The sequence below is a fragment of the Caballeronia mineralivorans PML1(12) genome (assembly GCF_001028175.1).
GTDB classification, from domain to species: domain Bacteria; phylum Pseudomonadota; class Gammaproteobacteria; order Burkholderiales; family Burkholderiaceae; genus Caballeronia; species Caballeronia mineralivorans.
Genome location: NZ_AEJF01000207.1, coordinates 1 through 12,520, shown reverse-complemented (window position 1 = coordinate 12,520; position 12,520 = coordinate 1). Strand labels below are relative to the sequence as shown.

The 12,520-nt window shown below is 62.1% G+C and carries 12 protein-coding genes; all 12 read right to left on the bottom strand.

What is annotated here, in order from left to right; all coding sequences use genetic code 11:
• Positions 1–64: 64 nt before the first annotated feature.
• Positions 65–850: a TrmH family RNA methyltransferase gene (locus EOS_RS34460; RefSeq protein WP_047896697.1), complete on the bottom strand. Its 786-nt coding sequence runs from the start codon at positions 848–850 to the stop codon at positions 65–67.
• A gap of 11 nt (positions 851–861) precedes the next feature.
• Positions 862–1,572: a ribonuclease HII gene (gene rnhB / locus EOS_RS34455; protein ID WP_047896696.1), complete on the bottom strand. Its 711-nt coding sequence runs from the start codon at positions 1,570–1,572 to the stop codon at positions 862–864.
• Positions 1,572–2,738, bottom strand: coding sequence for a lipid-A-disaccharide synthase (lpxB, locus tag EOS_RS34450; RefSeq protein WP_047896695.1), 1,167 nt, complete (start codon positions 2,736–2,738; stop codon positions 1,572–1,574). Before lpxB ends, rnhB begins: the two co-directional genes overlap by 1 nt.
• Positions 2,739–2,749: 11 nt before the next feature.
• Positions 2,750–3,538 (bottom strand): acyl-ACP--UDP-N-acetylglucosamine O-acyltransferase, encoded by a 789-nt coding sequence (lpxA, locus tag EOS_RS34445; protein ID WP_047896694.1) that lies wholly within the window; start codon positions 3,536–3,538, stop codon positions 2,750–2,752.
• A 66-nt stretch (positions 3,539–3,604) separates the two neighbouring features.
• Entirely contained in the window at positions 3,605–4,078 is a 474-nt protein-coding gene (gene fabZ, locus EOS_RS34440; protein WP_047896693.1) for a 3-hydroxyacyl-ACP dehydratase FabZ, read from the bottom strand.
• Between the two features lie 95 nt (positions 4,079–4,173).
• A complete protein-coding gene (lpxD, locus tag EOS_RS34435; protein WP_047896698.1) occupies positions 4,174–5,277 on the bottom strand; it encodes a UDP-3-O-(3-hydroxymyristoyl)glucosamine N-acyltransferase in 1,104 nt (367 codons plus the stop codon).
• Positions 5,278–5,305: 28 nt separating this feature from the next.
• Entirely contained in the window at positions 5,306–5,821 is a 516-nt protein-coding gene (locus tag EOS_RS34430) for an OmpH family outer membrane protein (protein ID WP_047896692.1), read from the bottom strand.
• 194 nt (positions 5,822–6,015) lie between these two features.
• Positions 6,016–8,328 (bottom strand): outer membrane protein assembly factor BamA, encoded by a 2,313-nt coding sequence (bamA, locus tag EOS_RS34425; protein WP_047896691.1) that lies wholly within the window; start codon positions 8,326–8,328, stop codon positions 6,016–6,018.
• A 99-nt stretch (positions 8,329–8,427) separates the two neighbouring features.
• A complete protein-coding gene (rseP, locus tag EOS_RS34420; protein WP_047896690.1) occupies positions 8,428–9,813 on the bottom strand; it encodes an RIP metalloprotease RseP in 1,386 nt (461 codons plus the stop codon).
• A 7-nt stretch (positions 9,814–9,820) separates the two neighbouring features.
• Positions 9,821–11,026, bottom strand: a complete 1,206-nt coding sequence (locus EOS_RS34415; RefSeq protein ID WP_047896689.1) for a 1-deoxy-D-xylulose-5-phosphate reductoisomerase — start codon at positions 11,024–11,026, stop codon at positions 9,821–9,823.
• A gap of 18 nt (positions 11,027–11,044) precedes the next feature.
• Positions 11,045–11,878 (bottom strand): phosphatidate cytidylyltransferase, encoded by an 834-nt coding sequence (locus EOS_RS34410; protein WP_047896688.1) that lies wholly within the window; start codon positions 11,876–11,878, stop codon positions 11,045–11,047.
• Positions 11,872–12,520 (bottom strand): polyprenyl diphosphate synthase (uppS, locus tag EOS_RS34405; protein ID WP_047896687.1); only part of this gene is annotated, 649 nt, incomplete at its 5' end. The genes uppS and EOS_RS34410, both read right to left, overlap by 7 nt.

Sequence of the window (12,520 nt, the reverse complement as noted above, 5' to 3'; positions counted from 1 at the left end):
AGTAAAACGTCCGTTTACAAACGTAAAGTTAGAAACGGCTTTTTTGCGGGCGCTTAGCGCATGACTATACGCGCTGCTGTCTGCACTGCTCAAAGATGCACACCGCGGCGGCCGCCGCCACATTCAGCGACTCCATGCCGCCCGGCTGGGGAATCGTCACGCGAAGCGTCGCGTGATCGCGCCAAAATGGCGAGACACCTGCGCCTTCATTGCCCATGACCCAGGCCACAGGCCCGGACAGATCGGCATCGTAGATTGCCTTTGCGCCGTGTGAATCGGTGATGGTGACGAGCACTTCCGGAGCCAGCCGCGACATCAACTCCGCTGGCTCGACGTCCTCGTGAATGCCGAGCAAGAAATGCGCGCCCATACCGGCCCGAAGCACCTTCGATGACCATGCGTATACCGTTCCGGGCGCACAAAAGACGTGCTGAATCCCCGCCGCCGCGGCACTTCGCAAAATGGACCCGACATTACCGGCGTCCTGGATGCCGTCGAGCATCATGCAGGTCTGCGTGATGCGCTCGGGCAACGGCGCCGCGACCTTCTCGACCAGCAACACCATCCCCACACCATGCACAACACTCGATAGCTGTCCAAACAAAGCATCGGGCAAGGTATAAACGTGCGCAGGATCGATCCTCCCGACGATCTGCCGCGCTTCATCGTGTTGAAGCGCGCCCTCGGTCACCACACAAGTCTCAGGCTGCCCGGCTGCGTCGAGATAAGCATCGGCAAGATGCAGTCCTTCGAGCAAAGCGTGACCGCTCCGGCGCTGCTGCGCCGTAGAGCCGGCGAGCGCCTTCAACCGCTTGTAGAGCGGGTTATCCCGCGAGGTAATGGATTTCACTTGGGAGAGATTCAGAACGGAGGAGCGTCGACGCCCTGCTCCGCGGCAGCGACAACCGGCAACACAACGCCAAATCGCGCATGCGCTTCGCGAACAGGCGCGAACGAGCGCCGATGATGCTCGCAAGGCCCATGCTCCAGCAACGCCTTCAAATGCTGCGGCGTGCCGTATCCGGCATGGGCGTCGAAACCGTAAACGGGATGGACGTCGTGCAATTGCAGCAGCATCCGGTCGCGCGTGACTTTGGCCAGAATCGACGCCGCCGAAATCTGCGCAATCAGCGCGTCGCCGCCGATAACGGCAACCGAGCGCATCGACAAAGCGGGGCACCGGTTGCCGTCGATTTTCGCAACCGTCGGCGTGACCGAGAGCCCTTCCACCGCGCGTTTCATCGCGAGCATGGTGGCGTGAAGAATGTTGATCGTGTCGATTTCCTCGACCGTTGCCGAGGCCACGCAATACGCCAGCGCGCGGTCGATGATCTTCTCGTACAACTCCTCGCGCTTCTTGGCGCTCAGCACCTTGGAGTCGTCGAGACCGCGAATCTTGGGTTTCGATGGATCGAAGATCACCGCCGCCGCGACCACGGGACCGGCCAGCGGGCCACGCCCGGCTTCGTCCACGCCGCAGATGATGTCGGACGGAGAATCGAAGTCGAACTCAGGCTGCGGCGTTTTCCGTGCCCCGCGCCGGACCGCGCCTTTCGCGGCGATCTTCGCCATTACCGCGGCCTCCTCGTTTCCAGCACTTGCGCCACCGCCTCCGCCGCGCGTAACGCCGTGTTCTGACGCAGCGCGTGGTGCATTTCCGTGAAGATTTCCGTGAGTGTCGCGCGGTTCGCTTCGTCGTTCAACTGTTTAAGCGTGGCGTCGGCGAGCGCTTCGGGCGTCGCGAAATGCTGGAGGATTTCCGGCACGACAAACCGCCCGGCCAGGATGTTCGGCAAGCCAACGTACGGCAGATAACCCTGCCGCTGCATGATCTGACCCGTCAGCCAAGGCACCTTGTACGAGATAACCATCGGCTTTTTAAGCAACGCAGCTTCCAGCGTGACCGTGCCACTTTTGACCAGAATGGCGTCGGCGGCGGTCATGGCGACCTGGGCCTTGCCGTCCGTGATAGTCAATGCCAGATTCGGATGCGCGGCAACCAGCGGTTGCAGCAATTCACGCAACGGGGCGGTCGCCGCCGGCATCACGAAACGTACGCCCGGTTCGCGACGCTGCATCAATTCCATCGCGTCGAAAAAGGTCGGGCCGATCAGCGAGATTTCCGAACGCCGGCTGCCCGGCAACACGGCGATGATCGGGCCGCCTTCCGGCAAACCCAACTCGCGGCGCGCGCCTTCAACATCGGGCACGAGCGGGATTTCATCGGCGAGCGGATGGCCGACATACGTGGACGCAATGCCCGCCTTCTCCATCAGCGCCGGTTCGAACGGAAACACGCACAGCATGTGATCGACGGCTTTGACGATCTTCTTGATACGCCCGCCACGCCACGCCCAGATCGACGGACACACGAAATGCACCGTCGGAATGCCGGCATCGCGCAATGCGTGTTCGAGGCCAAAATTGAAATCGGGCGCATCCACGCCGATAAACACCGACGGCGGCTCCGCTAGCAGTTGCCGCTTGAGCTCGTTGCGAATGCCCAGGATCTCGGGAATATGCTTCAGCGCTTCGACATACCCACGCACGGTGAGCTTGTCCATCGGCCAGTGGGCGTCGAAACCAGCGGCCGTCATGCGTGGACCGCCGATACCGTTGAACCGCGTGCCGGCCGGCAAACGCTCGTTCAGGCCCCCAAGCAGCGACGCCGCCAGCAGATCGCCTGACGGCTCTCCCGCGACCATTGCAACGCGCAGGGGGGCAGGCGCCAGCGTCATTGGGCGCTCGGTCAACGGATGATGCCGCGCTGCGACGCGTCGATAAAATCGGCTAGCGCCGTCACGGGCGCGTCACCGTCGCCGCCGGCAGACGCCAGTTCGCGCAATTGCGCCTTGGCTTCTTCGAGTGTCGCGCCGCTCTTGTACACCACGCGATACGCCGAGCGCAGCGCCGAAATAGCCTCAGCCGAAAAACCGCGCCGGCGCAGCCCTTCCACGTTGATGCCGTGGGGCTCGGCCTTGTTGCCGGCGGCGATCACGAACGGCGGAATGTCCTGCACGAGCGCAGACGCGCCACCCAGCATGGAATGCGCACCGATGCGCACGAACTGATGCACGCCCGACATGCCGCCAACAATGGCGTGATCGCCAATGATCACGTGACCCGCCAGTTGCGCGTTGCTCGACATGATGATGTTGCTACCAAGCTGGCAGTCATGGCCCACGTGCACGTACGCCATGATCCAGTTGTCGTCGCCAATGGTCGTGACGCCCGTATCCTGCACCGTGCCCGTATGAATGGTGGTGAATTCGCGGATGGTATTGCGGTCGCCGATCACGAGCCGGGTCGGCTCGTCCTTGTACTTCATGTCCTGCGGCCGGCCGCCGACCGATGCGTAATGGCCGATGCGGTTGTCGCTACCGAGAACCGTATGGCCTTCGATCACGCTGTGCGAGCCAATAGTCGTGCGCGCGCCAATCTGCACGTGCTGGCCGACGATCGCGTAAGGACCGACTTCGACGGATTCGTCGAGCTGCGCGCCCGGCTCGATGATCGCGGTAGGGTGAATCTTGCTCATGCGCCCTCGCTTAGTGTTCTGTTGCTTGGTCTGCCCTGGTCTGCCGCGCCTGTGGCGCGGCCGGCATCACTTCGTGTCGGCGGCCGTGTTTTTCACGGTGCACATCAGTTCGGCTTCGGCGGCCACCGCGCCGTCCACTTCGGCACGCGCGCTGAACTTCCAGATGCCGCGCATATAGCGCTCGAAGTTCACGTTCAGAATCAGCTGGTCGCCGGGTTCGACCACACGCTTGAAGCGCGCCTTGTCGATGCCCACGAAGTAGTACAACGTCGTTTCCCGATCGTGCGGTTCCTTTTCGTCGGCGAACGTCAGGAGCGCCGCCGCCTGCGCGAGCGCTTCGAGTATCAGCACGCCAGGCATCACGGGCCGCGTCGGGAAGTGACCCTGAAAATACGGCTCGTTGATCGTCACGTTCTTGAGCGCTTTGATGCTCTGATGCGGCGTGAGTTCGAGTACTCGGTCGACAAGCAGGATCGGATACCGATGCGGCAGCAACGTGAGAATCTTGTGAATGTCTAGATTGATTTTTTCAGTGCTCATAGTCGTTCTGCTCGCGCGCTTCGCAGCGCGGGTGTTGACTGCGAAGCCACCCGTTTTGCCGGGCGACTTCGCGTGGGATGCCGGTTTGTACGGTCTTAATGCTTGCCTGACGTGCTATCCGGGATGCTATCCGGCGTGATGCTTGCGCCTGCAGCCGCTTCGAGCGTCTTGATGCGTTCGCGCAGCTTATCCAGATTACGTACGATCGCGGCGCTTTTGTTCCAGTCGGCGTGATTGACGGCAGGGAAAGCGCTGGTGTACATGCCCGGCTTCAGCAACGACTTCGACACGCCGGACTGCGCCGTGACGATTACGTAATCCGCCAGCGTCACGTGGCCCGCAATGCCCACCGCGCCGCCGATCATGCAGTGCCGCCCGATGTTCGTGCTGCCCGCAATCCCCGCGCAGCCCGCGATCACCGTGTACGCGCCAATCCGGCAGTTGTGCCCGATCTGCACGAGATTATCGATCTTTACGCCTTCTTCGATCACCGTGTCGGCCATTGCGCCGCGATCGATCGTGGTGTTCGCGCCGATCTCCACGTCCTGCGCCACGACCACTGCGCCGACTTGCGGGATCTTGACCCAGTTGCCGGTGCGCGCCTCGCCGTCGCCGACAAAATCCGGCGCGAAGCCAAAACCGTCAGCACCGATCACCGCGCCCGCATGCACAATCACGCGCGCGCCGAGCGTACAGCCGTGATAAACGGTCACGTGAGGGTACAAATGGACGTCGTCGGCCAGCTTCACGCCCCGGCCGATCGAAACGCCCGCATCCAGCTTCACGCGTTCGCCGATCACCGCGCCCGCGTCCACACTCGCGTGCGGCCCGATCACCGCGCTGGCCGCAACCTTCGCGCCGGGATGAATAAACGCCGTGGGATGCACGCCTGGCACAACCGGCGGCGTTGCAAGGTCGATGAAAACCTGCGCCACCCGTGCAAAATAAGCGTAGGGATTCGCCGTGACGATAAAGTTACGCCCTTCCGGTGACGCTACTTTTTCAAGGTCGGCAGGCGAAATCAGCACCGCGCCGGCCTGGGTGCTGTCCACTTGCGACAAATACTTCTGGTTCGCGAGAAACGCGAGTTGCGTGGGGCCTGCCTTGTCGAGCGGCGCGAGGCCGTTCACGCGGTGCGACGCATCGCCAGCTATGTCTCCGCCGAAGCGCTGTGCCAGTTCACCGAGCGTGATCGCGATGTCTGATGCCATCCGGTACCGCTCCGTATCAGTTCGAACTGGCTGGATTGGTCGACAGGCTCGCTTGATTCGCGGCCAGCGCCTTCAGCACCTGATCGGTGATATCGATACGCGGACTGACATACACCGCTTCCTGCACGATCAGGTCGTAATGCTGCTGCTCGGCAATCTGCTTGATGACCTTGTTGGCCCGATCCAGCACGGCCGCGAGTTCTTCGTTGCGGCGCTGGTTCAGGTCCTCGCGGAACTCTCGCTGCTTCCTCTGGAAGTCCTGGTCGAGTTGCGACAGATCGCGTTGCTTGGAGGCACGGTCGGCGGGCGCCATGGTGGCGCCGTTCTTGTCCATTGCGTCCGACATGGTCTTCAAGCGCGCTGCCATGTCCTGCAACGCCTTGTCGCGCTTCGAAAACTCCTGTTCGAGCTTCGTCTGCGCCGCCTTGGCCGCTGCCGACTCACGCAAGATTCGATCGGAATTGACGGCTGCAATCCGGGTCTCCTGCGCCTCTGCCTTGGCAGCGCCCATCAGGCCGAGCGTCACCGACATTACAAGCGCCAACGCCACATGTTTCGAAAGCTTACCGGTTCGCAAAGTCTTCCTCACGTTACTTATTTACGCCACTGACTTATGTCACTAACTCATGTCACTAAGTTTAGCCACTGAATTCCGCCACTGCGTCAGATGCCCCAGTTCCGCGATAACAGCGGAAAACCGGGTCACTAATATGTCCCGATCGGGGTTTAGAACGCCGTACCGATCTGGAACTGGAACTTCTGGTACTGGTCGCCGGCGTGCTTCGTCACCGGGAAACCCAGGCTCAACTTGAGCGGGCCGATTGGCGAGATCCACGCCAGACCGAAACCGTAACCATACCGCAGGCCATTCGCGCCCGTGCTGGTGCCGCCCTGGCCCGGATCGCCCCAGACGTTACCGCCGTCGAGGAAGGTGAAGACGCGCAACGTGCGGTCATAACCCGTACCCGGCAACGGGAAGGTCAACTCGATGTTACCCACTGCCATGCGCGAACCGCCGATCGGGTCTCCCGTGGTCGTGTCGCGCGGACCCAGCGAGCTCGGTTCATAACCGCGAACCGAGCCGATACCGCCGGCGTAGTAGTTCTTGAAAATTGGGTACGTCTGGCCTTTCAGGCCCTTACCGTAGCCGCCCTGCAAGTTAAAGCCGAGCACAAAACCGCGCGCGAACGAGTAGTAATACTGCGCCTGGGCGTCGACCTTGACGTACGTCGTGTTACCCGCCGGCGTGCCGTATTCTGCATTCGTCTGCGTGTAATAACCGCGGCTCGGGACCAGCGCGCTGTCGCGATTGTCCCGCGACCAGCCGACCGTCACCGGCACGTTGTTCACTACGCGGCCGAACTCGTTGACGTAGTCCTTGTAGCTTTGCGGCGTAGCCGAGTCGACGTCGAGCGTGTTCTGCTCGAGGCCCGCGCCAAAGTACACCGTATCCTGCTCCGAGAACGGAATGCCGAACTTCAGGTCGCCGCCGATGGTGACGATCTTGAAGCTGGAATCCGTGGAGTAATAGAGCGGCTGATACGTGCGGTAGTACAGGTCGGTAATGCGCTTGATGCCGTCAATGGTGAAATACGGATCGACCTGCGTCACGGTCAACGTCCGATACGTCTTGGCCGTGTTGATATTGACCGAGAGGCTCGTACCCGAACCGAACACGTTGTCCTGCGACACGCCTGCCGACAGCACCACCTTGTCCGTCGACGAAAAACCCGCACCGAGCGTAATCGCGCCGGTCGGCTTTTCCGCGACCTTCACGTCCACGTCGACCTGGTCGTTCGTGCCTTCGACCGGAATCGTGGTCACGTCGACGTCGGTAAAGTAGCCGAGACGGTTCACGCGATCCTTCGACAACGCCAGCCGGCTCGAATCGAACCACGAGCTTTCGAGCTGGCGCATTTCCCGGCGCACCACTTCGTCGCGAGTGCGCGTATTGCCCACGATGTTCACGCGCCGCACGTACACGCGGCGGCTCGGATCCACATTCAGCGTCAGGTCGACGGTGTGATCGGCTTGGTTGATCTGCGGCTGTGCGTTGACCTGCGCAAACGCGTAGCCGTATTCGCCGAGCTTGTCGACGATGGCCTTCGTTGTCGACTGAAGCTTTTCCGCCGAGAAACGATCGCCTGCCTTGATCTTCACGAGCTTGTTCAGCTCAGCTTCGCGGTCAAGCAGATTGCCCGCGAGCTTGATGTGGCTGATCTTGTACGGCTCGCCTTCGTGCAGCGCGATCGTCAGGTACATGTCCTTCTTGTCGGGCGAGATGGACACCTGCGTCGAGTCGATATTGAACTCGAGATAACCGCGATTCAGGTAGTACGACCGTACGTTTTCGAGGTCGCCGGTGAGCTTGTCCTTCGCGTACAAGTCGTTCTTCGTGTACCACGAGAACCAGTTCGGCGTAGAGAGCTGCATCTCGTCGCGCAGCGTGCTCGTGCTGACCGCCTTGTTGCCGATGAAGTTGATCTGGCGGATCTTCGCGCTCGGACCTTCAGCCACCGAAAACAGGATCTGCACGCGGTTGCGGTCGACCGGCGTGACGGTGGTCGTAACCTCGGCAGCATAGAAGCCGCGCGTCAAGTACTGGCGCTTGAGTTCCTGTTCGGCTTTGTCGACGAGCGCCTTGTCGTACGAGCGGCCCTGCGACAAACCTACCGAGCGAAGCGCCTTTGCCAGGTTGTCCTTTTCGAACTCGTGGATCCCGGAGAAGTCGATCTGCGAAATGGCCGGGCGTTCCTGCACCTGCACCACCACGACGTTGCCCTGTGTGGCGATCTGGACGTCGTTGAAGAAGCCCGTTGCATAAAGCGCGCGAATTGCTTCGGAGGCTTTGTCGTCGGTGAACGTGTCGCCCTGCTTGATAGGCAAGTAGGCGAATACCGAACCGGGTTCAATGCGCTGAAGGCCGTCAATCCGGATGTCCTGCACGACAAACGGCGTTGTCGCGTGCGCCGCCATTCCGGTTGCGGCCAATGCTGCGGCCACAGCCGACTTAGGAACAAAGCGATGAGGTTTGAACAACGTGCTTCCCCAGTGTGTATAGCTGCATCAAGCCGGGCGGCGTTCGTTCAAGCGCCGCCAGACAGGATGAAAAAGGATCAAGGTGAATCGGAAGCCGGATCAAAAGCGGATCAGGCGGGCAAGGTCATTGAAGAGTGCAATCATCGACAAGGCGACGATGCAAACAAGACCCGCCCGCTGCAAAACCAGCTGCCAGCGATCTGACACGGCCTTGCCGGTTGCGGCTTCAACCAAATAATATAACAGATGCCCACCGTCAAGAACCGGAATCGGTAACAAGTTCAAGACGCCGAGACTGATACTCACGAGCGCGAGGAACGAAAGAAACGCCGACAATCCCAGCCGCGCGCTCTTGCCCGCGTAGTCGGCGATCGTCACTGGCCCCGAAAGATTTTTCAGCGACGCTTCGCCCGTGATCATGCGCCCGAACATGCGCAGCGAATAAATGCTGATGTCCCAGGTCCGGTTCACGCCGAGCTGCAGGCTTTCGATCGGACCATAACGCACATCCACCGTCGGAATCCGGGTCGCAAGCGACGCCCCGATGCGGCCGACGTCCCGATGGGTAGCCGCGTCCGGCTTGAGCTCCGGCACGATCTGCACCGCACGCTGCGCGCCGCTGCGTTCGAGCGTCAGCGAGACCGGCGTACCCGGACGATGCTGCACGTAATCGATAAAACCCATCGCGTTATCGATCTTTTTGCCGTCGATAGCGCGCAGTACGTCGCCAGCCTGCAAGCCCGCTTTCGCCGCCGCACTGCCCGCTTCCACGCCCGCGACCGCCAGCGTGCCGCCACCCGGCTCGAAGCCGAGTTTGTCCATGAAATCCTGATCGACGTCCTGGTCGTCGATCTTGCCCACGGCTACCGGAAAGTCGAACGTGCCTTCGTGCGTCTTGGCCGTCAGCACCACGCGCCGGTGATCGAACGAAGCGTCGAGCAGTTTCCAGCGCAGGTCGGACCACGAGCGCACCGGATGCGTCTCGCCGCTCGCACCACCGCCGCCCTGCGCGTCGCGCATCGAAACGATCGTCTCGCCGCCCTCGAAGCCCGCCTTGGCGGCAACGGTATTGGCGGCGGGAGCCGCGAGAATCGCGGCCGGCTCCGACACGCCGCCCGCGAACACGCCGGCGAACAGCAGGATAGCGAGAATAAAGTTCGCGACCGGTCCCGCTGCAACAATCGCGATCCGCTTGAACACCGGCTGACGGTTGAACGCACGCGGCAAATCGGCTTCGGGAATGGTCGCTTCCGCTTCCCGTTCGTCGAGCATCTTCACGTAGCCGCCGAGCGGCAGCGCCGAGATCGTCCACTCGGTGCCAGTGGCCTTGCTGACCCACTTCACGAGCGGCTTGCCGAAACCGACCGAAAATCGCAGGACCTTCACGCCGCACAGCCGCGCGACGCTGTAATGGCCGAATTCGTGGACGACGACCAGCACGCCGATAGCCACCACAAAAGCAACGATTTCAGTCAGGAAGTTCATGGCCGTCTCAGTGCAGAACGCGTTCGGCTTGCGGCGCGTCAGCGGTCAGCAAAGCAGCGAACTCGCCTGCCAGGCGGCGCGCTTCGGCATCGGCGGCGAGCACTTCATCGAGTGTCGATGCACTGCCGTTCGGCAACGCATTCAACACCCGCTCGACCACTTCCGCGATTGCCATGAAACCGATACGGCGTGCGAGGAATGCTTCCACGGCGATCTCGTTCGCCGCATTGAGCGCCGCGCTCGCGGTGCCGCCAGCTTCCAGCGCCTTCAACGCGAGCGCGAGGCACGGGAAACGCTCGAAATTGGGCTTCTCGAAGGTGAGCGTTGCAATGTGCGCGAGATCGAGCGGCGCCACACCCGAGTCGACCCGCTCAGGAAACGCCAGCGCATGAGCGATCGGCGTGCGCATGTCGGGGTTGCCAAGTTGCGCGAGCACCGAACCGTCGGCGTATGAAACGAGCGAATGAATCACGCTCTGCGGATGGATCAGCACTTCGATGCGCGATCCCGGCACATTGAAAAGCCAATGCGCCTCGATCACTTCGAGGCCCTTGTTCATCATCGTGGCGGAATCGACGGAGATCTTGCGGCCCATCGCCCAGTTCGGATGTTTGCAGGCTTCGTCGGGCGTGACGCGCCTGAGCGTCGACGGCTCGCGGGTGCGGAACGGGCCGCCCGACGCGGTCAGGATGATCTTCGATACCCCGCCATGCAGCGCCGTTTCACGCGGCAGGCACTGGAACACGGCGTTATGTTCGCTATCGACCGGCAGCAGTATGGCGTTGTTATCGTGCACCGCGTCGATGAAAATCTTGCCCGACATGACCAGCGCTTCCTTGTTGGCCAGCAGGATGCGCTTGCCCGCATGCGCGGCGGCCAGCGTGGGAGCGAGGCCAGCGGCGCCGACGATCGCGGCCACCACCGTGTCGCAACTCCCGCTCGACGCGGCGTCCACGAGCGCTTGCGGGCCGTAGCTCACCTCGGTCTTGCAACCCTCGGCGCGCAGCGCCGCTTCGACCTGCGCGGCAGTATCGGCGTCGCCGACCACCGCCACTTCCGGCTGGAACCGGACACATTGATCGACAAGTTTGTCGCCGTTGCGATGCGCGCTCAGCGCGTAGACCTTGAAGCGGTCGGGGTGACGCGCCACGACGTCGAGCGTGCTTTCGCCGATCGAGCCCGTGGAACCGAGCAGAGTCAGACGTTTTTGCATAAATCCTTCTTTAGCCGATTAGCCGAGTGACTGGGCAACAGGACCGAGCAACAGGAGTGCGATCGGCAATACAGGCAACAAGGCGTCGATCCGGTCGAGCACGCCGCCGTGCCCGGGCAGCAATCCGCTCGAATCCTTGACGCCGGCCTGGCGTTTCAGCAACGACTCGAACAGGTCGCCAATCACGCTGAACACAGTCAGCACCGTCAACGAGAGAAGCGCCCCGGCCCAGCCGAGATGCTCCACCAGCGCGGAAAAAAGTGTCGGCGCAAAAACCAGCGTGGCCGCGCCCGCCGAGCCGACGATCATTACCGCCAGCCAGCCGCCCAACGCGCCTTCGCGGGTTTTGCCCGGGCTGATGGACGGCGCAAGTTTGTGACGACCAAACGCTTTTCCGGCGAAGTATGCGCCAATGTCCGCCAGCCATACGACTAGGAGAAGCGATAGCACGAACGCCACCCCTACCGTGCGGGCCGCAACCAGCGCATGCCAGCAGGCCACGAATGTAACAATCCCCGCGAACAGCAGGAAAATGCGCCAGGCGCCGTCGGCGAGAGCAGGCTTGCGGGCGAGCGCGAATGGACCGGCCAACACCCAGAATATTGCCGCCATTTGATACAAAGGTTTGTAACCGAGCCCAAGCCGCGTGCTGCCGATCAGCGCCATGCCCGCGATCACCGCATACACCACCGGTGACCCGCCGGTAAGCTTCAGCAGCCGCGCCCATTCCCAGGCAGCGAAGATGACGACCACGGCAATCAGTGCCGCGAAAGCGCCCACCGGCGCGAACAACGTGATTGGCAGAAGAACCGCCAGCAGGACGATTGCCGTGATGACACGGGTCTTTAGCATGAAAGAGTATCGGCCTTCTGCGACTGCGGTTCGAGCTGCGCGCTGGTCCGCCCGAAGCGGCGCTCGCGCTCGGCATACGATTCGATCGCGCGGGCCAGCGCCTCGGCGTCGAAATCGGGCCAGTAGGTATCGGTGAAATAGAGTTCCGTGTACGCCATTTGCCACAGCAGGAAGTTGCTGATGCGCTGCTCGCCGCCCGTGCGGATGAACAAATCCGGTTCCGGGGCATAAGCCATGGCGAGATGCTGCTCGAACGCCGCTTCGTCGACCGGCAAGACGCGTCCTTCCTGTACCGATTGCTCGGCCAGCTTCTTGGCCGCCTGCATGATGTCCCAGCGACCGCCGTAATTCGCGGCAATGGTCAGCGTCAGGCGCGTATTGCGCGCGGTCTTGGTCTCGGCGCGCTGGATCAGCGCACGGATGCGGTCGTCGAACATGGAGATGTCGCCGACCACGCGCAAACGGATGCCGTTAGCGTGCAGCTTGCCGACTTCCCGCTCCAGCGCCGTCACGAACAGGCGCATGAGGAACGAGACTTCGTCGGTCGGACGACGCCAGTTTTCGGAACTGAAAGCGAACAGCGTCACGAATTCGACGCCTTGGCGCGCACAGCTTTCGACCGTTGCCCGCACGGCGTCTACG

Excerpts from the sequence above, each read along its gene's own strand:
- lpxB (WP_047896695.1), bottom strand. The coding sequence starts at position 2,738 with ATGACGCTGGCGCCTGCCCCCCTGCGCGTTGCAATGGTCGCGGGAGAG.
- EOS_RS34410 (WP_047896688.1), bottom strand. The coding sequence starts at position 11,878 with ATGCTAAAGACCCGTGTCATCACGGCAATCGTCCTGCTGGCGGTTCTT.
- EOS_RS34415 (WP_047896689.1), bottom strand. The coding sequence starts at position 11,026 with ATGCAAAAACGTCTGACTCTGCTCGGTTCCACGGGCTCGATCGGCGAA.
- EOS_RS34430 (WP_047896692.1), bottom strand. The coding sequence starts at position 5,821 with ATGTCGGTGACGCTCGGCCTGATGGGCGCTGCCAAGGCAGAGGCGCAG.
- rnhB (WP_047896696.1), bottom strand. The coding sequence starts at position 1,572 with ATGGCGAAGATCGCCGCGAAAGGCGCGGTCCGGCGCGGGGCACGGAAA.
- lpxA (WP_047896694.1), bottom strand. The coding sequence starts at position 3,538 with ATGAGCAAGATTCACCCTACCGCGATCATCGAGCCGGGCGCGCAGCTC.
- fabZ (WP_047896693.1), bottom strand. The coding sequence starts at position 4,078 with ATGAGCACTGAAAAAATCAATCTAGACATTCACAAGATTCTCACGTTG.
- rseP (WP_047896690.1), bottom strand. The coding sequence starts at position 9,813 with ATGAACTTCCTGACTGAAATCGTTGCTTTTGTGGTGGCTATCGGCGTG.